The sequence below is a fragment of the Desulfogranum marinum genome, assembly GCF_016918565.1.
GTDB classification, from domain to species: domain Bacteria; phylum Desulfobacterota; class Desulfobulbia; order Desulfobulbales; family Desulfobulbaceae; genus Desulfogranum; species Desulfogranum marinum.
The window spans coordinates 36957-61453 of the sequence record NZ_JAFFQD010000006.1 but is presented as its reverse complement, the minus strand read 5'-3'; the positions used below and the strand labels follow the sequence as shown (position 1 = coordinate 61453).

At 48.6% G+C, this 24497-nt stretch carries 21 protein-coding genes and 1 riboswitch; of the genes, 10 read left to right on the top strand and 11 right to left on the bottom strand.

Going from position 1 to position 24497, the window contains the following annotated elements:
- The first annotated feature begins 40 nt into the window (after nt 1–40).
- Nucleotides 41–1453, top strand: coding sequence for a DEAD/DEAH box helicase (locus tag JWH17_RS05570; RefSeq protein ID WP_205221594.1), 1413 nt, complete (start codon nt 41–43; stop codon nt 1451–1453).
- 281 nt (nt 1454–1734) lie between these two features.
- Nucleotides 1735–3534, top strand: coding sequence for a translational GTPase TypA (gene typA, locus JWH17_RS05565; protein WP_205221593.1), 1800 nt, complete (start codon nt 1735–1737; stop codon nt 3532–3534).
- 249 nt (nt 3535–3783) lie between these two features.
- Here typA and JWH17_RS05560 read toward each other — a convergent pair whose 3' ends face one another.
- The 5 genes from JWH17_RS05560 to glgX form a co-directional block, all read right to left on the bottom strand.
- Nucleotides 3784–4236 (bottom strand): NUDIX domain-containing protein, encoded by a 453-nt coding sequence (locus JWH17_RS05560; protein WP_205221592.1) that lies wholly within the window; start codon nt 4234–4236, stop codon nt 3784–3786.
- Between the two features lie 28 nt (nt 4237–4264).
- Nucleotides 4265–4840 (bottom strand): 5' nucleotidase, NT5C type, encoded by a 576-nt coding sequence (locus tag JWH17_RS05555; protein ID WP_205221591.1) that lies wholly within the window; start codon nt 4838–4840, stop codon nt 4265–4267.
- A gap of 26 nt (nt 4841–4866) precedes the next feature.
- Nucleotides 4867–5694 (bottom strand): DNA-binding protein, encoded by an 828-nt coding sequence (locus tag JWH17_RS05550; protein WP_205221590.1) that lies wholly within the window; start codon nt 5692–5694, stop codon nt 4867–4869.
- 380 nt (nt 5695–6074) lie between these two features.
- Nucleotides 6075–6599: a GDSL-type esterase/lipase family protein gene (locus JWH17_RS05545; protein WP_205221589.1), complete on the bottom strand. Its 525-nt coding sequence runs from the start codon at nt 6597–6599 to the stop codon at nt 6075–6077.
- Nucleotides 6596–8716 (bottom strand): glycogen debranching protein GlgX, encoded by a 2121-nt coding sequence (glgX, locus tag JWH17_RS05540; RefSeq protein ID WP_205221588.1) that lies wholly within the window; start codon nt 8714–8716, stop codon nt 6596–6598. The genes JWH17_RS05545 and glgX overlap by 4 nt, the downstream gene beginning before the upstream one ends.
- A 101-nt stretch (nt 8717–8817) precedes the next feature.
- Between glgX and JWH17_RS05535 the strand changes: the two genes are divergently transcribed.
- Both JWH17_RS05535 and JWH17_RS05530 read left to right on the top strand, forming a co-directional pair.
- A complete protein-coding gene (locus tag JWH17_RS05535; protein WP_205221587.1) occupies nt 8818–9753 on the top strand; it encodes an Lcl C-terminal domain-containing protein in 936 nt (311 codons plus the stop codon).
- 95 nt (nt 9754–9848) lie between these two features.
- On the top strand, nt 9849–10217 hold the full coding sequence (locus tag JWH17_RS05530) for a response regulator (RefSeq protein ID WP_205221586.1): 369 nt from the start codon (nt 9849–9851) through the stop codon (nt 10215–10217).
- A 48-nt stretch (nt 10218–10265) separates the two neighbouring features.
- On the opposite strand, the gene JWH17_RS05525 is transcribed toward JWH17_RS05530, so the two are convergent.
- Entirely contained in the window at nt 10266–11345 is a 1080-nt protein-coding gene (locus tag JWH17_RS05525) for a D-alanyl-D-alanine carboxypeptidase family protein (RefSeq protein WP_205221585.1), read from the bottom strand.
- A 165-nt stretch (nt 11346–11510) separates the two neighbouring features.
- Here JWH17_RS05525 and JWH17_RS05520 point away from each other — a divergent pair, with 165 nt between their 5' ends.
- From JWH17_RS05520 to JWH17_RS05510, 3 genes are all read left to right on the top strand, one after another.
- Nucleotides 11511–13286, top strand: a complete 1776-nt coding sequence (locus JWH17_RS05520; RefSeq protein WP_205221584.1) for an AMP-binding protein — start codon at nt 11511–11513, stop codon at nt 13284–13286.
- A gap of 28 nt (nt 13287–13314) precedes the next feature.
- Entirely contained in the window at nt 13315–14541 is a 1227-nt protein-coding gene (locus tag JWH17_RS05515) for an OmpP1/FadL family transporter (protein WP_205221583.1), read from the top strand.
- A 251-nt stretch (nt 14542–14792) separates the two neighbouring features.
- Complete coding sequence (locus JWH17_RS05510) at nt 14793–15095, top strand: hypothetical protein (RefSeq protein ID WP_205221582.1); 303 nt, start codon at nt 14793–14795, stop codon at nt 15093–15095.
- A 359-nt stretch (nt 15096–15454) separates the two neighbouring features.
- Here the strand turns inward: JWH17_RS05510 and JWH17_RS05505 are convergent, their stop codons facing one another.
- On the bottom strand, nt 15455–16672 hold the full coding sequence (locus JWH17_RS05505) for an NADP-dependent isocitrate dehydrogenase (protein WP_205221581.1): 1218 nt from the start codon (nt 16670–16672) through the stop codon (nt 15455–15457).
- 574 nt (nt 16673–17246) lie between these two features.
- Nucleotides 17247–17473: riboswitch (cobalamin riboswitch) on the top strand.
- 173 nt (nt 17474–17646) lie between these two features.
- Here JWH17_RS05505 and trpD point away from each other — a divergent pair.
- From trpD to cobT, 3 genes are read left to right on the top strand one after another with little or no spacing between them, the layout of a single operon-like run.
- A complete protein-coding gene (trpD, locus tag JWH17_RS05500; RefSeq protein WP_205221580.1) occupies nt 17647–18753 on the top strand; it encodes an anthranilate phosphoribosyltransferase in 1107 nt (368 codons plus the stop codon).
- Between the two features lie 2 nt (nt 18754–18755).
- Nucleotides 18756–18980 (top strand): hypothetical protein, encoded by a 225-nt coding sequence (locus JWH17_RS05495; protein ID WP_205221579.1) that lies wholly within the window; start codon nt 18756–18758, stop codon nt 18978–18980.
- Complete coding sequence (cobT, locus tag JWH17_RS05490) at nt 18980–21079, top strand: nicotinate-nucleotide--dimethylbenzimidazole phosphoribosyltransferase (protein ID WP_205221578.1); 2100 nt, start codon at nt 18980–18982, stop codon at nt 21077–21079. Before JWH17_RS05495 ends, cobT begins: the two co-directional genes overlap by 1 nt.
- 188 nt (nt 21080–21267) lie before the next feature.
- On the opposite strand, the gene JWH17_RS05485 is transcribed toward cobT, so the two are convergent.
- The 4 genes from JWH17_RS05485 to JWH17_RS05470 all read right to left on the bottom strand — a co-directional run bounded on the left by JWH17_RS05485 (nt 21268) and on the right by JWH17_RS05470 (nt 24424).
- Nucleotides 21268–21531: a hypothetical protein gene (locus JWH17_RS05485; RefSeq protein ID WP_205221577.1), complete on the bottom strand. Its 264-nt coding sequence runs from the start codon at nt 21529–21531 to the stop codon at nt 21268–21270.
- A 90-nt stretch (nt 21532–21621) separates the two neighbouring features.
- Nucleotides 21622–23091, bottom strand: a complete 1470-nt coding sequence (locus tag JWH17_RS05480) for a Ni/Fe hydrogenase subunit alpha (protein ID WP_438941061.1) — start codon at nt 23089–23091, stop codon at nt 21622–21624.
- Entirely contained in the window at nt 23088–23996 is a 909-nt protein-coding gene (locus tag JWH17_RS05475; protein WP_205221575.1) for an NADH-quinone oxidoreductase subunit B family protein, read from the bottom strand. Before JWH17_RS05475 ends, JWH17_RS05480 begins: the two co-directional genes overlap by 4 nt.
- 11 nt (nt 23997–24007) lie before the next feature.
- Nucleotides 24008–24424: a hydrogenase iron-sulfur subunit gene (locus JWH17_RS05470; protein ID WP_205221574.1), complete on the bottom strand. Its 417-nt coding sequence runs from the start codon at nt 24422–24424 to the stop codon at nt 24008–24010.
- Nucleotides 24425–24497 lie beyond the last annotated feature (73 nt).

Genomic DNA, 24497 nt, shown 5'->3' with positions numbered 1-24497 from the left:
GCCGCCTGAAATGATGAGAAATCCAGGTCTAGGAGAAGAGATGGAGGCAGGGAGCACCGGCAAGGTACCAGAGAGGGGCAAACATGGCAAGCCATCCCGGCAACAGATAGAGCTGGTGGTGGGTAAGGAGTGTTGCCTTAAAGGGGCGCCTGAAGCGTTACAAGAGAAAATACGCTCAGCACTGACCATTGATAATCCCAAATATAAGGCAGCTCAGCGATATGGCCGGTGGATAGGCAAACAGCTCAAGCCAACGCTCTCTTTTTATACGCAATGCGGCGGCGATCTTTGCTTTCCCAGGGGATTTGGTAATCAGGCAGTCCGCATCTGTCGTAGTCTGGCCGGTGCTACGCCGCAGGTGGTTGATAAGCGGTGGCGATGTGATCCCCTTGCTCTGGAGTTTAAGGGAGAACTGCGTCCTTATCAGCGTGATGCCGTGGAGGCAGTGTGTCGGCATTCTTTTGGAGTACTGGAGGCTGGAACAGGTTCTGGTAAAACTGTTATGGCTCTTGATATTATTGCCAGACGTCGGCAGCCAACCCTGGTGATTGTGCATTCTAAAGAGCTGCTCTTTCAGTGGAAAGAACGAATTGCGCAGTTTTTGGATATCAGTGCCGGACAGGCGGGTGACGGAGTGCTGGACTTGCAGCCGGTGACCGTTGCCATAGTCAATACCGCCCGTAAACAGCTGGACACTTTGCCGCACCTGTTTGGTCATATTATTGTCGATGAATGTCACCGGGTACCGGCTAGTCTTTTTACAGACGTGGTGGCTGCCTTTGATAGCTATTATATGTTGGGTCTTTCTGCGACAGCCTTTCGTAGAGAAGATGGCATGACCAAGTTGATTTATACCTATATGGGCGACCGTATCCACAGGGTTGCCAGTGAAGAGTTGGCTGCCAGCGGAGCGGTTGTTTTGCCTGAGTTTATTCAACGAGCCACTGAATTTACCTATGGTTATCGGGGGGAATATGCCAAACTGATTAAAGCGTTGGCCAAAAATGAGCAACGCAATCTACAGATTGCCGGTGATGTGGCAGAGTTGATCAAGAAGGGACACCAGGGGACTATATTGCTTGTTTCCGACCGGGTTGCGCACTGTGAAATTTTTGCTGAGCTGCTGCGGGCGCGGGATGTTCATGTCGCTTTGCTCACCGGGCAGGTAGGCAAGGAGCAGCGGGAACAGATCGTGCAGGATGTGCTGCAGGGCAAGGTAGAAGTGCTTATTTCGACCATCCAGCTCATCGGCGAAGGATTTGATTGTCCTGGGTTAACGACTCTTATTTTAGCAACCCCCATCAAGTTTGCAGGCCGTCTATTGCAGGTAGTCGGCCGAATTATGCGTCCGGCTCCAGGGAAAAAGGCAGTGGTGATAGATTATGTTGACGAGCATGTTCCCGTTCTTCGTCGTTCTGCTGTCAACCGCAGAGAATTATTTGCTGACTGGTGAGCAGGCCAGGGTATGCCTGCAACAGGTACATGTGATCGTGCTGGAGTTTATCTGCTTGTAAGTGCGTTTTTTACAAGAGTTTGCTTGTGCTTTTACGTCTCTTGCTGTAGACTCAGCGCTTTTTTTGATAACCTTCGGCATGCAAGACAGTGTATGCTTTCTTTTACACGTTACCTAAATTGACATCATAGCACATTATCATTGCTTGATAATGTATGCATGTCGTCTACCCCCTCTTGGGGGGACAGAGAGACAAATCTTCCTGGCAGAGGCGGGAAAGTATGGAGCAGAAAAACATTCGAAACGTCGCAATTATCGCTCATGTCGATCACGGCAAAACAACCCTTGTTGATCAGTTATTTCGCCAGAGCGGCATGTTTCGTGACAATCAGGAAGTTGCCGAGCGTCTGATGGATTCCATGGATCTTGAGCGCGAGCGCGGGATTACCATTGCATCCAAAAATGGTTCTTATATTCATAAGGGATATAAGATAAACATTATTGACACCCCGGGGCATGCCGACTTCGGAGGACAGGTGGAAAGGGTCCTGCGCATGGCAGATGGAGCAGTGCTTCTCGTCGATGCCCAGGAAGGCCCTATGCCGCAGACTTTTTTTGTAGTGAAAAAAGCACTGGCAGCAGGACTGCCCATCCTGGTTGTGATAAATAAAATCGATAAGCCTGCTGCTCGGTGTGATTGGGTGGTTGATCAGGTGTTTGACATGCTTGTGCGCCTGGACGCTCCTGATGACGTTCTTGATTTTCCTGTCATCTATGCTTCTGCTAAAGCCGGCTATGCTATTAATGAGCTCGATGATCCCGTGTCTGCAGAAACAGGGATGCACGTTGTCTCTGATATGATTGTCGACCACGTTCCACCACCAAAAGGTGATCCGGAAGCTCCATTGCAAATGCAGGTGAATACCATAGATTACTCCCAGTATATGGGGCGGTTGGGTATCGGCAAGGTGGCCAACGGTCGGTTGGATTTGCGCTCCAATCTTGCTGTTGCTCGGCGTGATGGGACCATCTCGCCGGTTCGGATTAATAAAATTTTTCTTTTTGACGGTGATAAAAAGGTGCCGGCAGAAAGTGCAACTGTTGGGGACATCGTCGCTGTCGCCGGGATGGTGGATGTTACTGTTGGGGTCACCTTTACCGACCCTGATGATCCGCAGCCAATGCCGTTGATTGAGATCGATCCACCCACCATCTCCATGCATTTTATTCCCAATGATAGTCCGTTTGCGGGCCAGGATGGAAAATTTGTTACCTCGCGCCATCTGGAAGAAAGGCTGGCAAGAGAAACCCTGGCCGACGTTGCCCTCAAGGTTGAAACCCTGACCGAAGGGGTGGGGTTCAAGGTTTCCGGCAGGGGGGAGCTACACCTTTCCATTTTGATTGAGAAAATGCGACGCGAAGACTACGAGTTCCAGGTCACCCGTCCTCAAGTCATCATGATGGAGCAGGATGGGAAAATGATGGAGCCCTATGAGGAGCTCTCGGTGGATGTGGATGAACAGTACCAGGGGGTCGTGATTGAAAAGCTGGGCAAACTAAAAGGCCAGTTGCTCGACATGCAGGTCGAGAATCAGATGGCAAAAATGAAATTCAAGGTGCCAACCCGCGGTTTACTCGGGTATCGTTCGCAGTTCTTGACCGATACCAGAGGCATGGGTGTGATGAACTATGTCTTTGCCGAATGGGGGCCTTATGCGGGCGAACTGCAGCAGCGTATCAACGGTGTTATGGTGGTCAAGGAAACGAGCACAACTGTGGCTTATGCGTTGTTTAACCTTCAGGAACGCGGGCAGCTCTTCATTGGCCCGGGTATCGATACCTACCAGGGACAGATTATAGGGGAGAACTGTCGCCCTGCGGATCTGGTTGTGAATCCGGCAAAAGGAAAGAAGTTGACCAACGTGCGGGCCTCTGGTTCAGATGATGCTGTTGTTCTTACCCCGCCGGTTGACATGAGCCTGGAAGAGTGCATAGCATATATAAATGATGATGAATTAGTTGAAATTACCCCTAAGGCCATTCGGCTGAGAAAAAAGACCGGTGTACGGGTCAGGGGATAAAACGAGAGGAAGCAGGCCGTGAAAGATATATTTTTACTGGCAGCAGCAGCTGTGATAGGAGTGATAGCGCTGACAGTTATCATTAAAAAAGCCGGTGATAACTGCACGCCCTGACTGTTGATCTATGGCTCCATAGGTGTGGGGCTGGTAAGCTATCTGCTGTTAAAAATGCTTTTTTAGAGATGATGTTTGATGCCGGTGATAGACAACTTTTGGTCTGTCACCGGCAATTTATTTTTTTCTGGGCTGTTACGCTTGCGTGATTGCAGGTCTGTTGCCCGTTTTTTTGAAGTGAAAATAGTCGTCCAGTATTTGCTGGTGATCAAAGGCAAGGGACGGCAAGTTGTCCTGGTTGTAAATAACGGCTTGTGCTGCATCGTCAGCGCCTTTGGGCTTGCCGGTTGCGGTACCTATAAACACGGTAGAGCTGTTATGTTGGCGAGCATCCCTGGACGGGTCGGAATAGGTATAAAACTGGTGGGTGAGAGTGACCTGTAACCCCGTTTCTTCTTCTGCCTCCCTCCTTGCAGCATGTTCAAATGATTCCCCATAATCAACAAAACCGCCGGGCAATGCCCAGCCGAGTGGTTCATTTTTGCGCTCAATCAGTACAATTCCTCCGCCTATTTCAATAATGATATCCACTGTTGGGGTTGGATTTCGGTAGACGGTGGGTGAGGTGTCGGTCTTTGGGGTATTCATGTTTTTTTATAAGGGTTGCTGTCGTTTATCAAAGACAAAGGGCACGGATTTCCTCCCAATTCTGTACGGCGGGGAGAGTGTTGTGGGCGCGGTTCCAGGGCTGGGAAAAGAGGATTGATCTAACCCCTGCCTGTTCAAGCTGTTTACAGGTTTCTGCACGATCATCAATGAAGTGGGAGAGATCCAGTCTGTGGACATGGCGAACCTTGTCGTCGTGGTCGCCCATGGCAACTAGTCTAATTTTATTGATAAGAGGGGAGGGCATGTGCTCCTCCATCCAGCGATGCACCGGGTCAGCCAGCGGTCTTGCGGTGATGATGGTTATCGGTGCATGGGTGCTGAGTTCCTCAAGGACCTGGATCGCTCCTTTCATGGGCATCAGCTGGGTGCCAACTGAATCATGGAGTATCGAGGTAAAGATTTCCTCCACAATTTCATAGTGAAGCTCTGTGCATTCTTCCACCTCAAATCGGGTGATATGTTCAAGCTCGATACCGCAATAATCATACTGCTCACAGGCAATCCGAATAAAAGCCTCTGCAGTGTCAGCTATAACACCGTCAAAGTCGAATCCTATTTGTGCAGGATGAATTTTCTGTTCCATGGATAAATCTCGTCTTGGAAATTACATCACTGTTTGATTGATGCCTCTTCGATGATCACGGCATACTTGTAACCAGCGCCAAAGTCCCGATTGGCATGAAGGGTGCCGCTGAAGGTAACAATTGTCCCCATTTCCGGCAGCTCCTGGGTGGTTAGAACCAGATCATGCGTGTTTTGCATGGGACTCCCGGTGCCGTCTTGAAGGTGGACCCAGTTTTTGCCCATGATCCTGGGGGAGACTTTGACCACTTTGCCGCGTACTGTGACTGAACTTTTATCCAGATCTTTTGCTTTGCTATAACATTCCCCCACAGTGTAACTGCTGCTGCCGCCGGCCTTTTCCACTACAATGTCTTTGGAAGGAACAATCGCGCCAAGGCTTCCCGGCGATTGACCAACGGGTTGCACACCCATGGTTTCTGTAGCTGGGTGTTGCTGCTCAGCTTCTAAGGCTTGGGCAAAGCCCGAGTCTGTGGCCGGTGCTTTGGCTGTCATACCATGAGGGGAAGGCATAGGAGCTTCCTCGGCATTTGCAACGCCTGGAGAAAAAATGATGGACGGAAAGGTACGTTTGAGTGTTTTTGACTCAAAGTCGCGCATCTCCATGCCTGGTCTGCAGGTAATTTCCGCACCTTTTGTCACCTTTGTTTCCGGGATGGCTACCCAGACGGATTGTTCGCCTTTGTTCAACCGAAGATAGGTATAGCCTCCGGTGTTCATGGTTTCGGTGACGGTCCCTCGCAGGCCCTGTTCGGCCATTGTTGCTGTCGGTGGTGTAACTTCGGCAGCAGCAAAAGCAGCTGCAGGCAGCAGGATCAGGGTTGCTGTATATAAGGCTGAAAAGATGCGGTTCATGCTGGAATCTCCAAGTATATTTTTGTGTATACGCAGTGGTCAATTGTTATTTGCCCGGATTTCTCATCAATAAAGTTTTTCGCAGGGCAAGGCTCAAGCCGCGCAGCAGGTAAGCGTAGACTCCGATAGTAAACTACCGCAAGTGGTTTGTAACGCAGAACCTGTGGAAAAATCTATTGACCCGAAGGGGGAACTTTTTGATTGAAAACGAAAAACAGACTGTTAATTGTGCAAATACTCTTTAAGTAATAATATCAAATAATTGAGTTTGTAATCAAAAAGCTCATGAGAAATTCGGGTTGATCAGGGAAAGCGCAGCCAGTGCCACCCATAACAGCAATATTGATAAGCCGTGACCGAGAGATTGTCAACGTTGTTCCTTATTGTAGGACATCCTGTAAAAATGTTGCTATTTCCTCGGCCCATACCTGATAACCTCGTGTGCTCAGGTGTACTTGGTCATTGAGGAATCCGGGTTTTGTTATCGGCAAACATTTTTCATTGAACGGGGGAACCATATCAAGATAAAAACAGTTTTCTGTCTGGGTGGTTATCTCCTGGAGTTGTTTGTTGATTTCCTCCAGCTTATGGCTTGGAATTATGGACATGGGCATCAGAGAACTGATGATAATGGAGCAGGAAGGGTAAAAGGTGCGGATGGTTGGCACCATACTGGAGTGGATTGCAGGAAAGTGCGGCGATCCCATGAGCAGGTTGTTGGTTCCTGACTGAATCAGGACTGCATCAGGTTCGGCGGTACTGTTAATTTCATCTATGAGCCGGCCTGCGAGCCCTTCGGTACATTCACCGGCCATCCCTCTGTTTATAACGTTGTATTCCGGCAGCAGTGTAGGCCAATCACCCCATTCGACAAGCGAATCGCCTAGCATGAGCAATGTTTTCATTTTTTTCCCTTATCTGTTTTTGCGATGGTGGACTGGAGCACCACACACCCCATGTTCGGAACAATCACACGGGCACCGTTTTTTACGGTCGGTGCCGCATGTAACTCCATAAAATCCTCAGGACCGCTGAGCCCTGTGTCGATTATTTTTTTCCAGATCCTTTGGTGTGGTCGTATTGGTGGGGCTGGAATGGTGAATGTCTTGGTTGTCTGGATATTACCGTTAAGCATCACGTAAAAATCATCGTCTTCTTCCGGCAGCTGGGAGCCGTTGAGGAGAAAGCTCAGCGTGTGACACCCGTCTGACCAGTTTTGTTGACCTGGTAAAAGACTATGCCAGCTTATTTCCTGCATATGGAGAGGTTCGTCTGCATTGTCAGCGGTGAGGAAAAAATCGTCGCGCCTAAAAACAACATGCTCCCGGCGCAATCGGATCAGCTGCTGTACAAAGCGGAACATGGTTTCATTCTTTTTCCAGAGCTGCCAGTTGAGCCAGCTTGTCTCGTTATCCTGGCACCATGCATTATTGTTGCCCTGTTGAGTGCGGGAAAACTCATCACCAGCCACAATCATGGGCACACCTTGGGAGAGAAAGAGAATGGCAAGCATGGTTCGAGATCGACGGGAGCGGAGTGCCAACACAGCTTTATCGTTGGTCGGCCCCTCTTTGCCACTGTTCCAGCTGATGTTATGATTGTCTCCGTCACGGTTGTCTTCTCCGTTTGGAAGGTTGTGTTTGTGGTTGTAACTGACAAGATCAGCCAAGGTAAAGCCGTCGTGGCTCGTGATAAAATTAATTGAGTTGCACGGGCGTCTGTCGCTGTGCTGGTAGAGATCAGAGCTGCCTGCGATGCGGGTGGCAAGGGAGGCAACCGTATTTTTATGACCACACATAAAAGAACGGACATCGTCGCGGAATTTACCATTCCACTCAGCCCAACGATGATGCGTTGAAAAACTCCCTACCTGGTATAAGCCGGCTGCATCCCAGGCTTCTGCGATAATTTTTGTGTCGGCAAGCACAGGGTCTTCGGCGATCATTTCAACCATCGGCGGATTGGCGAGGACATGCCCGTTGGAGTCCCTACCCAGGATGGAGGCTAGGTCAAAGCGAAAACCATCCACATGCATCTCAATAACCCACCAGTGGAGGGCATCCATAATGAGGCTGCGGACAATGGGATGGTTGCAGTTGCAGGTGTTGCCGCAGCCGGAAAAATTGAGATAGTTTCTGGTCCAGGGATCGAGTAGATAATAAATGGTATTGTCTATTCCCCTGAAACTGGTTGTCGGACCATCGATGCCTCCTTCTGCAGTATGGTTGTAGACAATATCTAAAATAACTTCTATGCCCGCTTTATGCAGCGCTTTGACCATGTCCCTGAATTCATTGAGAGGATCCTTTGGTTGACTGCAATAGCCGGATTTTGGAGAGAAGAAGGACAGCGGGCTGTAGCCCCAGTAGTTTTTTAACTTTTCACCTGTTTCGGGGTTGATAAAGAGTGTTTCATTCTCATTGAATTCTGTGACCGGCATTAATTCTACGGCCGTGACCCCCAAATCCTGCAAATATTCGATCTTTTCCGTAATTCCTTTGAAGGTACCTGGATGAGCAACATGTGATGATGGGTCCTGGGTGAATCCGCGAACATGGAGTTCATAAATAACAGAGTCCTTGAGAGGGATGTTCAACGGACGATCATCTTCCCAGTCGTAATGTGGCGGCTGGATACGACAGCAGGGTTGTTTTCCCAGGCCTCCCCATTTCTCTCCCCAATGAGAGGAGCGCAGCTCTTTTGCATAGGGGTCAAGGATAATGAGTGAATCGTCATAAGCATGTCCGCTTCCCTCCGGGTCAAAAGGCCCGGATATCCGGTAGCCGTAATAGCAGGGCATGCTCAGCTCAGGAATGAGGATGTGCCATATGTCCCCTGTTTTATTAATTTTCGGGTGAAGCTTTATTTTGAGTTGCTGAGGCTTACCGCGCTTTTTGAACTCGAGGATAAGGGTAACTGCGTCGGCATTTCTGGAAAAAAGAGCAAAGTTCATTCCTGCAGGGGTTGGTGAAGTGCCTAGAGGCAGAGGAAGGCCAGCGGGAAAGGTTGTCAGCTGATTCATCTTGACCTGATAATAATAATCATTATATAAAATGAGAGGATTTTATTTTTGCCAACACTCTACTTGGTTTTAGATTTTTTCTAAACACTTAAGGAGGATTTATGGGACTGTTCAAAAAACTGCAAATTCCGGGAATGCCTACCATCGATTGGGATATGACTCCGGAATACACCTTTGGTACCTTCGAAAGTTGGGGTGGTGTGGAGCGTGTTCGCAGTAAGAATGAGCGGGTTTATTACTTTTTTATTGATGCTTGGGGAGAACCTTCGAAGTTATGTCTCATGGAGCGGGGTATTAAACATGCCCGGGTTGTAGCAGAAATTCTTGCCCCGCAGGAGCTGGTCGATGAATGTGTTGGTGAGCAGGGAAAGGTGGCCATGTTCGAGCGTACCCATCCCATCAATGAACGGCTTAGAACGTGGCTGATTGAGCACGTTATCGAAACTGAAGATGATTCAAAAATTATCCCCATTGAGGACGAACGTATTGATATTCTTGGTTCCTCAGGGCTACCAACTGTTGACGAAGCCGGCGAGGATGTAGAATCGGTAGAATTTCCGGATCAACCATCAGAGTTGAGTGAAGAAGATGTGGTGGAGCTGGTCACCACGTACAACCTCGTTGACCATGAGCGTAAACCTGATGGCAGCTATGAGAGTTGTCTCGTTGACAGTGGAGATGGGAAGACTGTTATTGATAAGAAGTCGGGTTTGATGTGGCAGCGGGAAGGGGCGGACATCATGAGCAATCGCTCTATGCGGCGGGAAGTGGAAAAACACAATAAAGAAAAATTTGCAGGATATGATGACTGGCGCCTGCCTACCATGGCCGAAGGGCTCTCGTTGATGTGCAAAGAAAAAAACAGCAAAGACCAGTATCTCCATCCCTGTTTTTCGGCAGCACAGCCGTTTGTTTTTGTCGATGCCACCCGAAAACCAGGTGGATACTGGTTTGTCGACTATAAACACGGCAGGGCATTTTGGGCCTCTGGGACTATTCCGGGTGGTTTTGGAAGATTCTGTAGAAAGGTAAAATAGAAAAAGTGTAAAAAGCAGTTGCCTGGTAGCTCTTCTCACTGCTATTATAAGGGTAATATGTTTACATTATTACCCTTTGATAGGAGTTGGGTCATTTGAAGCGGATACTAGTTGTAGATGATGAGGATCAGATTCGCACAATGCTGACACAGATGCTTTCTCAAGAAGGCTATGAAGTGCATACCGCAGAAAACGGTGAACATGGTATGTCGCTTGTGGGCAAATATTCTTTTGACCTTGTGATTACCGATATGATTATGCCCGTGAAAGATGGGCTCAAGTTTATCATGGAATTGGTCCGGGATTATCCTGACCTCAGAATACTGGCCATTTCCGGTGGTGGCGCAATTAAGGCGGAACGCTATTTGACCATGGCCGGCTATTTAGGTGATATTGCAACCCTTGAGAAACCTTTCAAACGTGACGTCCTTCTTAGCCTGGTAAGTCAACAACTGGAAAAATAATCCATGAAATGTGCTTAACAGTCTGGATGTGGGTGCAAACCTTTAACGTTAGTTGATGGCCGCTGCCGGGGGGGAAGCCGCCGCCTTGGCGTAGCGAAGCTGCTGTTTTTTCTTGAAGCCGTAGTCAACAAGTTTTTTCACATCGCTCCACATGGTTTCGCTGCCCATGATTGCGACCACTATACGTTCCCCGTCTCGAGAAAATTGACCGACATAGGTTTGCCGGGCTGCTGATGTATAACCCGTTTTTCCGGCTTGCGTTCCCTTTACCCGCCACAGCGCTTTATTGTGATTGTAGAGCGTTTTTCCCTCAGTGGTTACAACTTTGCGTTTTTTCATCCGACGGGCAAATTCAGCATTTTGCATGGCATGTCTGAATATATTTGCCAGATCTCTTGCCGTTGACTGTTGACCCTTGGCAGTGAGTCCGGATGCTGTTTTGCAGATTGTACGCTTTGCTCCCCACAGCTTTGCTCTCAAGGTCATCATGTAAGCAAATTTTTTTTCGTTTCCGGCTATTTTTTCAGCCAATGCCACACTGGCATCGTTGGCTGAGGCGAGCAGCACTGCATTGATAAGGTCTGTAGCCAGGTAGTCTTTTTTTGGATCGAGGTAGACTTTCGAACTCGGCATTCGGGATGCCTTTTGACTAACACCTACTTTTTCTCTCTTCTCTAACAATTTTAAAGCGATCGACCCTGTGAGCACCTTGATGGTGGAGGCCGGCTGGCGAGGGGTATCGGGTGATTTGGCAAAGATGGTCTCTCCGGTAACCGCATCCATTACCATCACGCACTTGGAACTGATTTGTTTGTTGATTTTTGGCAGATGGACGCGCTCCTCTTTGGTTGGAGTGCCAATTCGCCTCTTAACCGCTGTGATCTTGTATGCTTCCCCCAAGGAAATAACCGCTGAGGTTGAGTTCACTTGATTCTGGGAAGCGGTCCTTCCGAATGTCGTAGGATGACTGGGAGCAGAAATTTGCGTAGCTGCTTCGCCAGTTTGGGCGCCTGGTCTCGTCTTGGCACTGTTTTCCAGGACCGGGAGTTGCATAGCCGCAACATCCTGGACATGAAAAAGCGAACACCAGAAACAGAGAAAAAGAAAAAAAGGTATGCCTCGTTGCATGAGAATGAATCTCTTGATTTTGATCAATTGAAAAGAATTGGAATTTTAATATCGGTGTCAGTTGACTGTCAAGCCATTTGAGCCCGTTTCCTTTGAAAACTCTCATTGTTTATGGTATCAACAGTCCAAAATGACAATGGCTAAGGTCTGTATCTGGAGAATAGCATGAACGATGAAATGAAAATAGAGAACAAGGAGCATGACGGACAAATACCCGTTGATACCATCTCCACTGAAAATCTGCCAGCTATCCAGGAAAATGCGGCAACTTTAAATGAACTTATTGACATAAGCTGCAGGCGATTTCGCCATTTACCTGCTACAGGAATGGCCCTTGAGAAACCCTTAAGTTACAAGGAGTTTCATGTTCGGATTCTCAGTCTGGCGGCCTATCTCGCTTCTCTGGGAGTCAAGCGGGGTGATAGGGTGGCCATCCTCAGCGAAAATTCACATTTTTGGGGCATGGTTTATTTTGCCATTGTCAGGTTAGGAGCCCATGTCGTGCCTCTTTTTCCGGACTTGCCGGAAGCCGACGTCCATCACATCCTCAATGAAATGGAATGTGATATTATTTTTCTCACCCAGAGACAAATAGAAAAAATTTATGATCTCAAAAAAGAGCTTAGCACAGTTGTAACCCTTGATGATTATATCGATGATACCGGGCTCATTACCCTGCAGACATTGAGTAGCTTTTTAGACAAGGCACTCGACCAGTTCGCAGCTGAGGCGGAAAACGAAACGTTAACTTTTCCAGTAGTTAAGGCCGAAGATATTGCCTCTGTTTTGTATACTTCCGGGACTTCCGGCTTTTCCAAGGCCGTGGTGCTCAGTCACGAAAATTTGTGTTCCAATGCGTATTCGGCCAGCGGTGTTATGGATATTCAGGCAGAATGGGTTTTCCTTTCTGTACTACCGATTTCACACACTTATGAATTTACAACTGGTTTCCTGCTGCCCCTGTTGACCGGCGGACGTGTTGTGTATGCTGGGAAAACGCCGACTCCTGCAATTTTACAGCGAATTTGTGCAAAAGAGCGGCCCCATGTGATGCTGGTCGTGCCGCTGGTTATCGAAAAAATATTCAAGAAACGGGTGGTTCCAGCGGTTGAGAAGAGCAAGATGCTCTCTTTTGCCTGCCGATTTAATATAGGCAGAAAAATGGTGTATAAAAAAATCGGCAGCAAACTCACCGACTTTTTCGGTGGAAGGCTGCAGCTCATGGGTATTGGCGGGGCTGCCCTTAATCCTGAGGTCGAGACTTTTCTGCGCGATGCAGGCTTTCCCTTTTTGGTTGGCTACGGGCTAACCGAATCCTCTCCATTGCTTGCCGGCGGCCCCCATGGTGACAAGACCGTCAACCTGGGATCGGTTGGTAAGCCGGTGCCAAGGGTGGAAGTTCGTATTGATGAAGGCCGTTTTGAAGATGGTATTGGTGAAATTCAGGCAAGAGGTCCCAATATTATGCAGGGCTATCTGAATGATCCTGAAGCAACCCAGGCCACTTTTACAGAAGATGGTTGGCTGAAAACCGGCGATTTAGGTTTTTTAGACAGCGAGGGCAATCTGTACATTAAGGGGCGCTCAAAATCGGTTATAGTGCTGTCAAATGGAGAAAATGTCTATCCAGAGGCCATCGAGCATAAAGTGAATTCATGCCCCTATGTGGTTGAGTCTCTTGTTGTGGAAAATCGCGGTGTACTGGAAGTCTGGGTGTACCCGGATTATGAATTTATTGATAATAAAACTGTTGGTAAGAGTCGCACGCAGCGACATCATTTTATCTCGTCCATGTTGGAAGAGATGCGGGTAGAAGTAAATGAAAAATTGCCCCCTTCTTCAAGGCTTTCTCGCGTATTGGAGCGGCGCGAGCCGTTCATAAAAACGGCAACTCATAAAATTAAAAGATATTTGTATTCAGCAGACAATATGCATGTGTGATTCAACCGAAAATACAAAAGGAGGGGAGATGAAAAAAATTGCAGTGGTGGCAGCGGTTTTACTTGTAGGAGCGGGGGCAGCATATGGATCGGGGTGGAGGATACCTGAGCAGTCGGTCAATTCCACAGCACGCGCAGGAGCCTACGTGGCGTATACCCCTGGGGCAGATGCAACGTATTATAATCCTGCAAATATGTCATGGCTTGACGACCGGGGATATCTGGAGGTAGATGCTACCTGGATACATCTTGCCTCAATTTCATATACTGACAGCAGAACCCCATCGTACAACGGTGAATCGGAAAAAGAAAATTTCTTTCTGCCAACCTTTTTTGCTGTGTCTCCCTATTACGGCGATTTCCGTGTAGGTTTTTCTTTTACCGCACCGGCAGGTTTGTCTAAGCAGTGGCATGATCCGTTTCCAAGAACCTTTGCTGAAGAGTTTACCCTTAAGGTTTTTGAGGCAAATCCAACCATATCCTATCGCTTTTGTGATCAGTTTTCCGTTGGAGTCGGCATTCGGGGGATCTATGCAGATGGCAAGGTAAAGAGCACGGGGATGACCCCCACCGGAATTGGCATAAGTCGCGATATGGACGGTGATGCCTGGGAAGCTGGTTATAATATTGCGCTGACAGCGCGTCCGGTTGAGGACCTGAACATTTCGGTTACCTACCGCTCTAAGGTTGATCTTGATGTAACCGGTACGGCAAGACTGGCTACTTCCTTGGGGCCAAGTACTTACAACGGTGATGTTGATGTTGCTATTCCTGTTCCTGCAGTTTTGGCTATTGCGGCCTCTTATACCTTTTTTGATCAACTGACCGTTGAATTGGAATATGATAGGACGTACTGGTCAGAGTATGAAACACTTGATTTCGATTATCCTGTTTCCCTCGGTAACCCTGTACTCACAGCGGTGTTTGACCAGCCTATGGCAAGAAACTGGTCAGATACGAACACCTTTCGCATGGGCATAGAGTATGATTTTAAAAATGATTTTGTGCTCATGGCTGGTTTTGCACTGGATGAAAACCCTGCGCCCAGTGAGGCCCTTGGTTTTGAGTTACCCGACTCAGATGCACAGCTTTATTCCATAGGTTTGCGCTACAAGGCGACCGAAGATATGGAGGTGGGAATTGCCTATCTCTATGATAAGAAGGACAGCCGTACAGTTACCCAGGATACCATTAACGGAACCTTTGACGATGCCGCGGCGCATCTCGTGACCATCGGATTGTCCTGGAAATTGTAAAAAAAATAAGATTTTACACACCGAAAAAAGGCGGAGTCAGCGATGGTTGACTTCGCCTTTTTTCTTTGTCTGGCAATCTTTTTTAGGGAGATGGAGAGGTTCAGTATCTCCAGTAGCTTGCAATTAGAGCAGGACATTGTTGGTGTGGACCGTCGTAACTAGTGGAGATGTCTTGTATACTGAGATTGTATATGACTTGGTGAAAGCATTGTTTCGCCAGTATCCCTTTTATCAACAAAAGGGGGAAGGAAATGAAGAAAGCGAGCTATCCGATTATTGTGATGGCCTTGGCTATAAGTGTTTCTTTGGTCTTTAGCTCATCGTTGTTTGCGGCGACCTGCAAGGGGCTGTCCAGGTCGAAATGCGAATCAAGCAGTGATTGCAGCTGGGTAAAAAGCTATAAAACCAAGGCTGGAAAAACTGTAGACGCCTATTGCCGAGCTAAATCAGGCAAAAGTAAAAAAACTTCTGCTACTACTGATAGCAAGAAGAAAAGCTCCAGCAGTAAAAAATCCAGCTCGAGCAAGACGACAAAAGATACATCTGGTTCATAACCAGTGCTGCTGAACAGTGATTGTTCGAGGTGAAGGCGAGGTTTGTTATTCGCTGAAGAGTTGTACTCATTGCTGATAAACGGTGCCTTGGAAAAAGTCTTTTTCCAAGGCACCGTTTATTTTGTTACAGAGTAACGATGGAGATACCCCTGTGAATTCTTCTCCATAGCAGTGTTTGGTTAATACCAATTTGCTGACGGGCCGTGGGCAAACCCGTTTGGACTTAAATAAAAGCCCTGCCGGCTGTATATATCCAGCGACTGTAACAGCCTGATGCCAGTATTGGTGAAACCTGATACTCGTTGACCTGTAGCGCGCTCTTGTTAGACTTTGTCAACACAGCATGTTGGCATGATGTATTAATCTTGCAGTGCGACTTGCAGGTTTTGGTCGAGTTTGGCGAGGAATTCCTCGGTGCTGAGAAATGGTTGATCGCCACCAACCAGTAATGCTAAATCTTTGGTCATGGCACCGGATTCAACTGTGTCGATACATACCTTTTCCAGCGTTTCGGCAAATCGGATCACCTCCGGAGTTTCGTCATATTTGCCGCGATAGGCCAGGCCGCGGGTCCAGGCAAAGATGGAGGCAATAGGGTTGGTAGAGGTCTTGTTCCCTTTCTGGTGTTCACGATAGTGACGGGTGACGGTACCGTGGGCCGCTTCTGCTTCAACGGTTTTACCATCTTCTGTCATCAGGACCGAGGTCATGAGGCCAAGGGAGCCGAATCCCTGGGCAACAGTATCTGACTGGACATCGCCATCATAATTTTTACAAGCCCATATAAAACCACCTTCCCACTTGAGGGCGGCTGCAACCATATCATCGATCAGTCGATGCTCATAGGTAATACCGGCTTGCTGAAATTGTTCGGCAAATTCCTGCTCGTAGACTTCCTGGAAAATATCTTTAAAACGACCATCGTATTTTTTCAAGATGGTGTTCTTGGTGGAGAGGTATACCGGCCAGCCCAGGTTAAGCCCATAGTTCATGCAGGAACGGGCAAAACCGCGGATGGATGCGTCCAGGTTATACATCCCCATGGCGCAGCCGCTGTCTGGAAATTCAAACACTTTATGTTCAATTGGGGCGCTGCCGTCTGCCGGTTCAAATTTCATGGTGAGTTTCCCTGGACCGGGAACAAGAAAGTCGGTGGCGCGGTACTGATCGCCAAAGGCATGTCTGCCTATAACGATTGGCTTTTTCCATCCTGGTACAAGCCGGGGGATGTTGTTGCAGATGATGGGCTGCCGAAAGACCGTACCGCCAATGATGTTACGGATGGTACCGTTGGGTGATTTCCACATCTGTTTGAGGTCGAATTCTTCAACCCGAGCTTCATCAGGGGTGATCGTAGCACATTTTACTCCAACGCCGTATTCTTTAATTGCGTTGGCTGCGTCAACCGTAATTTGGTCGTCGGTTTCATCACGTTTTTGGATGGAGAGGTCATAATATTTAATATCCACATCCAGGTAAGGAAGAATCAGCTTTTGTTTAATAAAATCCCAGATGATTCTGGTCATTTCATCGCCGTCAAGCTCAACAATCGGATTTTTAACTTTGATTTTTGCCATAAAGTCACTCCTGTAGGGTAAGGGCGTGGTAGTATACTCTGTTTGTAATTGTATGCTTATAAAGGGGCGACCGCTATGGTTGAGCTACCCCTGTTTTTATCGAACTGTTTTTTACGCTAATAATTACAGTATCCGGTTGCTTCATAACTTTTAAGAAGGATTTAAACTTAATCAAGGCGGTCTTCAATTATTAATTGTTATAAGAGGTTAGTTAAGAGCTCCTTACCCATTTAAAATACAAGATATTGTTACAATGTACATCTTCCTTTGCTGCCTTTTTTAAGGCACCCTCTGCGCAAAATTTTTTGCCTTGTCAGCAACCGATAGACCAGGATGGCGCATGATCAATACAACGGCTACATAAATATAATTAGTTGGCCAGTTGACAGCGGGTTTGAAGTAATTATCTTTTGTATGTCTTCATCTCTCCTTCATTGAAGACAGCACCCTGAGCCTCCTTTCGCCCAGCACCCCTGGTCAGGGTGCTTCTTTTTATAGATTTCATAGATGGTCCTCATCGTAATACTCTCCCCCTTCATATTGTCCATAGCCGTTGATAAATAAAGGAAGTTTTGTATACTAGTGCTATTCAGGTGTTTGATACCACTTGGTAGAAGGAAAGACGGTGGGAATCCGTCACAAACCAGTCATTGCTGTATTCGAAGTCTGTAGAGGCTGCTGCTCGTGCAAGACGGGTGTGCATCTCTGTAAGGGGAGTCACTGGAGTGAGTAATCTCTGGGAAGGCCGCCTCTGCAGTATACTTCGTGAGTCAGAAAGCCTGCCTGAATATACACAGATACGTATGATCTGTGACCACAGCCAACCACTGGATTCCTGTGTTTTATCATTTCTATACAACATTAATGCAGCATTTTGCTGAAGAGTCTTTGCTGTCGCTGTCCTCTTTACCCGGTCAGGTAGTGAGAACATTGACCGAGATACAGTGATTTGCAACCAGAAGGGGGAACTGGTTATGGATATTGCCTTAAATAAGGATTTTGGAAAGGTCATTACCGGTCTGATTCGGGGAGAGAGCTTGAATGCCGAACAGGCCTGTAATGCCTTTTGGCAGGTGTTAAATAATGACGTTAGTGAAATGCAGCAGGGTGCGTTTCTTGCGGCGTTGACTGCAAAAGGGGAGACAGCCGAAGAAGTTGCCGGCGGGTGGAAGGCTATCTATGAACTGGATACGACAAAGGTCTCACTCCATGGAGAGGGGCCTGTTGTTGATAATTGCGGGACAGGGATGGATACCTATAAGACTTTTAATATCAGTACTGCTGCCTCCCTGGTTGCAGCCTCAGGTGGTATTACCGTCGCCCGCCATGGTGCGCGGGGCATTACGTCCTCTTGCGGGACCGTAGATATTGCCGAGGCAATGGGGGTGGACGTAGAATGTGATGTCGCCTATGTCGCAGATGCAATCGATAAGGTCGGGGTCGGCCTGTTCAATGGCATGAGTCCTAAGGTTCACCCTATGGCGTTAGGAAGAATATTATCCCAGATCTATTTTGGTTCACCTTTAAATATTGCGGCCTCCCTGGCCAATCCTGCCTTGCCGAAGATGGCCGTTCGTGGCGTATATGCCAAGGACTTGATTCTGCCGGTTGCCAAGGTCATGCAATCGATCGGTTATACAAAGGCCACTGTAGTGTACGGCGGAATTGATGGGAGTGACAAGGGGATGGATGAGGCTTCGGTGTGCGGTACGACCTACGGTGCACGACTTATTGATGGAGAAATTAGTGAATTTACCCTTACCCCTGAGCAGTGCGGGATACAGCAGCATCGGCCAGACGCTCTTGCTGCAGATCCAGACTTGGATCAGGCAGCCCTGAAAATGGTGGAACTGCTGCATGGGAAAGGTGATCCTGCACGCAGAGATGCAGTGCTGCTTAACAGTGGTCTTCTGTTTGAGTTAACCGGTAAAGCACCATCGATCGAGCAGGGGGTGACAATGGCCAGGGAATGTTTGAAGGATGGACAACCGATTGACGTTTTAACCAGGTGGGTTGCTGAACAGAATCGTGATCCGGATAAGGGAGTAGCGAAATTGGATGCTCTGATACAACAGGTATAGCCATGCAGCAGCTCTTTATTCTTAAATCAGGCACTGAGTATTTTCGTTTTACCGACACCGAGTACACCCGATGCTCCCTGCAAAAGGCCAGCGTTTATCCCATGGATTGTCTGGACAAGGTAAAACAACTGCATCAACAGCTGCAAGACGACGGCATCAGTGAAGCCGCTATCTTTATCCTGACCCTTACCGAACAACCCTTTACCGAACAGGCTGGTCGCGAATAATGAAACTCTCTCTCCTCGGTCCCGGAAAGCTTCAACCTGAGCATGTTGACATAGATTCACCCTGCGATAGCGGCAATGTACGACTCAAGGTCTGTTACTGTGCCATATGCCGTACAGATGCAAAAATGTGGGAGCAAGGCCATCGGGATCTCGTCCTCCCCAGGGTACTTGGTCATGAGCTGGTTGGCATTGAAGCAAAGAGTGGCGATTGGTACACGGTGTGGCCGGGGCAAGCATGCGGTACATGCTGGTATTGCGAACATGACCGGGAAAATTTATGCGATGCAATGCGTATTACCGGGTTTCATCATGATGGCGGCTTTGCCGATACAGTCGTCGTCCCAAAGGCAAGTTTAGTGCCCGTGCCGGTGATAGGGTCTCCCCATTTGTATTGTTTTGCTGAACCGGTTGCCTGTATTTTTAATGGTTTTGCAAATTTGTCCATAGGCCGGGGCAGCAAAGTCATTATTTATGGCGGCGGTGTTCTTGGCCTCTTGGCTGCTGTGGTGGCTCGTGCAATGGGTGCTGCGCCGGTGGTGGTTGAGCGCAGTGCCGAGAAAATAGCCAAGGCGCAACCGTTGATCGAGAATACATCCATCCGGATCTGTAAGGAGACCGTGGAGAGCGACTTTGACTGCGGTATTAATGCCTGTGACAGTAGCGTGGCCTTTAGTCTTTGTCTGACAAAACTGCGCAAAGGCGGCCGGCTCGCCTATTTTTCAGGTGTGAGCAAAAAGGAAGAAATAGGGTTTAATCTCCTTAACCTGATCCACTACAAAGAATTGGAGGTATTCGGCTCCTATGGTCCACGTCGAGAGCATGTTGTCAAAGCCGTTGCCTTTTGTGCCTCCCACCAATCCCAACTTGCCGGCCTGGTTGAGGCCATTGTTTTCCCGGAAACGGTACCATCGCTGATGCCTGAAGTGCTCAGCGGCAGGTCCTTTAAATATATTATTGATTTCAACCAGTCCGTGTCTGTGGGGCAAAAGCCTGCTCCAGCTGCAGTGGAGCGTACTGTCAGACGTCCCCGTACGACGGTGCCCGCTCAGCTCAAATTACTGGTTGAAAAGGTTAGGCCCGTTGCCGAGGATATGCGCCGGTCTGCAGAAAAGAAGATCGATCTCAAGACCAAACCACTTGGCGCCTTGGGGCGAATAGAACCCCTGGCAGTTGCGTTAAGCGTGATGCAGCACTCATTGCAGCCGGCGATACAACAGCGACGAATGTTTGTTTTTGCCGGTGATCACGGCATTGTCGAAGAGGGGGTATCGGCCTATCCGAGCAAAGTGACAGTGCAAATGGTGGAGAATTTCTTGGCTGGTGGAGCGGCAATTAATGTTTTTTGCAATTTTTATGATATCGATTTGACGGTGGTCGATATGGGGGTCAAGGGTTCCTTTGCTTCCCATCCCTTGTTGATTGACAAAAAAGTGGCGGCCGGCACCCGCAATTTTGCCATTGAACAAGCCATGAGTAAGGATGAAGCGCTGTTGTCCATCGACTATGGGGCGCAGGTTATAGGCCCCCGCAGAGAGGCCTCTAAGATGGAAATTATCGGTCTGGGAGAAATGGGCATCGGTAATACAACCGCTGCCACTGCAGTTATCAGTGCGGTTACCGGAATAGCTCCCGCACAGCTTGCAGGAAGGGGAACCGGGGTTGATAATGAAGGCCTGCAGCGAAAGATCGAGATTCTTGAGAAAGCGCTTTCACTGCATCGACCCAATCCTGCGGACGGGCTTGAGATTCTTTCCAAGGTAGGCGGGTTTGAACTAGGTGGTATCTGCGGAGCAGTCTTAGCCGCAGCAGGCAATGGCTCTTGTGTGGTTTTGGATGGTATTATTTCTACGGCAGCAGGGCTGCTTGCCTATCTGCTTTGTCCCGAGGTGGGGGGCTATCTTGTTGCCGGGCATAAATCGGTTGAACAGGGGCAGCAAGCCGCACTGGAGTTCATGGGGCTAGAGCCGGTCTTGGATATGAATATGCGGCTTGGGGAGGGGACCGGGGCAGCCATGACCATGCACATAGCAGAATTGGCAGCAAGGGTGATGTGCGATATGGCTTCTTTTACGGAAGCAGGAATTGATGCACAACTATAAGGCACAACATCTTTTGTCGAGATGTTGTGCCCGGTATATAACCAAAGAAAATCGGTTACAGGCTTTTAGACCCGAAGGGGGAACTTTTTGATTGAAAACGAAAAACAGACTGTTAATTATACAATTACTTTTTGAGCAATAATATCAATTATTTGAGTTTGAAATCAAAAAGTTCATGAGAATTCGGGCTAGCAGCATTTGCCGGGTGCTTCTGCCTGGCGTACTGTTTCCTTGTATTCTTCGGTGTCGGTAAATTTTTCTTTTTCGATCTCTTCAATTTCTTCCCTGCTGAGATGAATTTGTCCGCATGCAGGGCAGTTAATTTCAAAGTCAGAGTCAGCGGCAATGGCTACGAGTTCATCCACAGTCATATGGCCGACATCTCCACAGGCCGTATCCGGGGCGGTTGCCCGAACCACTCGGCGCTGTTTTTTTGCTTTTGGTTCGCTCATCAGGCATCTCCTTTGTTGGTACGTACCTATTTGGGAGTGCTCCTGAATAGGTACGCTGGTATAAGAGGGCTGCCGAGGCAGCCCCGATTCTTATTCCATGTTTGACAGGTTAGCCAATTCTTCGCCTTTGGCGTTAACGATTGTAACAGACATTGGTGTACCACCATCCAGGTGGTGTGTCGCGCACGAAATTCATGGGTCGTAGGCGCGCACCGCCATTTCTACTTTGTTCAGTAGTCCCTCGTCATACACACCATCTTTAATAAGTGTGGTTGCTGCCTGCTTAACGCTCATGTTCATGGGCGCCACATTATGGGTGGTGCCGACAATCATGTTTGCTTTTACTATACAACCATTGTCATCGGTTTCATAATCATGGATCAGAGTGCCGCGTGGTGCTTCCACCATACCCACTCCCCTTCCTGCTTTTGGTTCCACTTCATTACGGACATGGGTGTCGGTAATGCTGGTGTCGCTGAGCAGTTCCAGCGATCGTTCGCATGCATAGATTAATTCAATCAAACGGGCGTAATGGTAGAGCAGCGTGTACTGCGGGTACCGACCGAAGGAGGTCCTGAATTCTTCAAGCGCCGCCTGTGCTTTGGGAGTACCGATATGATCGCAGACATTGAGACGGGCAAGGGTATTGGCTCGGTAAATCCCCTTTGGTGCGTCCAGATCCATGGAAAAACCTTCGTCCCAGGTCTTTGCATACGGCATCTTCGCGTAGGACCAAGGCTCAACATGTTCACCAAGATAATCGGTGTACTCTTCGACAGGGAAGTCCGTGTACTCGCCGGTTGCACGCATCAGGCGAAGCTTACCGTCATAGATGTTGAGTCCGCCTTGTTCATCCACTGTGCCGAGAAAACCGGTGTTGATCACTCCTAACTGCTGAATCGCATCCATATACTTGCTAAAGACATTGTCTTTTGCAAAGTCGAGTGCGAAACAGGAGAAATCAAGCAGGGTCCGGCAGTCCCGAAGCATTTCCTGACGCTCACTTTCAAGCATAGGCTTGGCAAAGCCGCCGGTAACCGCTGCAATCGGGTGAATTGCCTTGCCTGCAAATTTGTCGATCATCATCTGCCCTAGCTGACGCATCCGCACGACCTGAGTAGCCAGTTCCGGTGCCTGCTTGACAATACCCATTACATTTCGAACAGAGTAGTCACTGTCGGGCCCGATCACAAAGTCGGGAGCAGCGAGAAAAAAGAAATGGAGGATTTTGTCGTTGATGTGAGCCATTGTTTGGCAAAGTTCCCGCAGCTTGTGCCCGGTTGGGGATGGGGTTACGCCAAAACAACCGTCTACAGCCTTGTTGGAGGCCAAATGGTGCATCCAGGGGCAGATGCCGCAGATACGATTAACAATCCGCGGGACCTCTTCAGCGGGTCGCCCTTGGACAAATTTTTCAAACCCTCGCAACGACATCAGATGCATCTTGGCATCACTGACGTTACCGTTGTCATCAAGCTCGATGGCAATGGAAGCATGCCCCTCGATCCTGGTGACAGGTTGAATATTAATTACTTTTCCCATGGTATTATCACCTGTTATCTGAGCTTGTTATGTGCACCGGAGAACCTGAGCAGGTTCTTGCGGTCAACAACAGAGGTAAAGTCGATGCCGTTACTGGCAAGAGCATTCATCATGTCCAGCATCTGGTTGCCCTTATTGAGGACAGGACCGTAACAGCCCCGGCACGGAACCCGTGCGCTTATGCAACTGGGAGCGCCTCTTTTGGCACAACCTGCTGCTGTTACCGGCCCCATGCACATGAACCCCTGTTCGAGCAGGCACTGCATTTCTTCAACCCCTTTTTCAGGGTCAAATGCTGCGTTGGTTGTAAAACGTTTCACTTCCTTGATATCACCCTTGCCTTTTCTGATGGTTGGGCAGGTATCACAGACACTTTTGGTTGGCAGCTGCACCTCTTTGCCTTCCAGAAGTGCTGTAATAGCGCCGGCAATGTGGGCCGGATTGGGCGGACATCCAGGAACCAGAAGATCGATATCCACTATTTCGTCTAGGGCGTAGACCCTGTCCAGTGGTTTGGGCACGCCCTGGGTCGGTACCTGTGCACCTTCATCGGTGGTGGTGGTGCTAAAGGCTTCGTCAAATGCAGCCTCCGTGCCCCAGCTATTGATGAGAGCGGGCAACCCGCCGTGGGTGGCGCAGGTGCCCAGAGCAATGAGGATCTTGCATTTTTTGCGCATTTCCTCAAGTATTTCTTTGTGCTCTTCATTGGCGCACCCCCCGGAGACAATACCCACGTCTGCTTCGGGTATTTCCAGGTGTTCCTTGTCGCCGAGCTGGCCAAAATATTTATTGTCCATCAGTACCGGGATATGGACAAATTCAAGTTTTGAAAGCAACTCCACCAGAGGCTCGCCTATATTGAGAATGGCGATCTCGCATCCGGAGCACGAATGAAGCCATTCTTCTGCTACACGTACAGCCATGTTATGCCTCCTTATTTTGCTGTTTCGGTTGCTTTGACAGGGCCAAGTTTTTTCACGCGGCCTGTTACTTCTTTGACTGCAGCAACGAATTTATCAGGTTCGGCAGAGGACACCCAACTGATTTGAAATCTCTTGGGGTCTATGTTGTAGTCCTCCAGCAGAGTACTGATCATTTCCGAGCGGGTCATAGCTTTATAATTACCATCCAGGTAATGACATTCACCGAGGTGTCAGCCAAGAACCATGACCCCGTCTGCGCCGAGTTCAAAAGATTCCAGGACGGTCTCCGGGTGAACCATCCCAGAGCACATCACGCGCACAATCCTCACGTTGGAAGGATATTCCATGCGCGATATCCCCGCCAGGTCTGCAGCGGCGTAGGAACACCAGTTGCAGCAAAAGGCGATTATTTTCGGCTCGAAACTCATAATTTGCTCCTCATAAAGTAAATGGATCTGCTGGGTAAGTGCATTAAACTCCCCAGCGGCAACATGGAGAATA

What these genes read in the sequence shown, in the direction of transcription:
- JWH17_RS05570 (WP_205221594.1), top strand. Translation starts at nt 41, where the DNA reads ATGGAGGCAGGGAGCACCGGCAAGGTACCAGAGAGGGGCAAACATGGC.
- typA (WP_205221593.1), top strand. Translation starts at nt 1,735, where the DNA reads ATGGAGCAGAAAAACATTCGAAACGTCGCAATTATCGCTCATGTCGAT.
- JWH17_RS05560 (WP_205221592.1), bottom strand. Translation starts at nt 4,236, where the DNA reads ATGAATACCCCAAAGACCGACACCTCACCCACCGTCTACCGAAATCCA.
- JWH17_RS05555 (WP_205221591.1), bottom strand. Translation starts at nt 4,840, where the DNA reads ATGGAACAGAAAATTCATCCTGCACAAATAGGATTCGACTTTGACGGT.
- JWH17_RS05550 (WP_205221590.1), bottom strand. Translation starts at nt 5,694, where the DNA reads ATGAACCGCATCTTTTCAGCCTTATATACAGCAACCCTGATCCTGCTG.
- JWH17_RS05545 (WP_205221589.1), bottom strand. Translation starts at nt 6,599, where the DNA reads ATGAAAACATTGCTCATGCTAGGCGATTCGCTTGTCGAATGGGGTGAT.
- glgX (WP_205221588.1), bottom strand. Translation starts at nt 8,716, where the DNA reads ATGAATCAGCTGACAACCTTTCCCGCTGGCCTTCCTCTGCCTCTAGGC.
- JWH17_RS05535 (WP_205221587.1), top strand. Translation starts at nt 8,818, where the DNA reads ATGGGACTGTTCAAAAAACTGCAAATTCCGGGAATGCCTACCATCGAT.
- JWH17_RS05525 (WP_205221585.1), bottom strand. Translation starts at nt 11,345, where the DNA reads ATGCAACGAGGCATACCTTTTTTTCTTTTTCTCTGTTTCTGGTGTTCG.
- JWH17_RS05520 (WP_205221584.1), top strand. Translation starts at nt 11,511, where the DNA reads ATGAACGATGAAATGAAAATAGAGAACAAGGAGCATGACGGACAAATA.
- JWH17_RS05515 (WP_205221583.1), top strand. Translation starts at nt 13,315, where the DNA reads ATGAAAAAAATTGCAGTGGTGGCAGCGGTTTTACTTGTAGGAGCGGGG.
- JWH17_RS05510 (WP_205221582.1), top strand. Translation starts at nt 14,793, where the DNA reads ATGAAGAAAGCGAGCTATCCGATTATTGTGATGGCCTTGGCTATAAGT.
- JWH17_RS05505 (WP_205221581.1), bottom strand. Translation starts at nt 16,672, where the DNA reads ATGGCAAAAATCAAAGTTAAAAATCCGATTGTTGAGCTTGACGGCGAT.
- trpD (WP_205221580.1), top strand. Translation starts at nt 17,647, where the DNA reads ATGGATATTGCCTTAAATAAGGATTTTGGAAAGGTCATTACCGGTCTG.
- JWH17_RS05495 (WP_205221579.1), top strand. Translation starts at nt 18,756, where the DNA reads ATGCAGCAGCTCTTTATTCTTAAATCAGGCACTGAGTATTTTCGTTTT.
- cobT (WP_205221578.1), top strand. Translation starts at nt 18,980, where the DNA reads ATGAAACTCTCTCTCCTCGGTCCCGGAAAGCTTCAACCTGAGCATGTT.
- JWH17_RS05485 (WP_205221577.1), bottom strand. Translation starts at nt 21,531, where the DNA reads ATGAGCGAACCAAAAGCAAAAAAACAGCGCCGAGTGGTTCGGGCAACC.
- JWH17_RS05475 (WP_205221575.1), bottom strand. Translation starts at nt 23,996, where the DNA reads ATGGCTGTACGTGTAGCAGAAGAATGGCTTCATTCGTGCTCCGGATGC.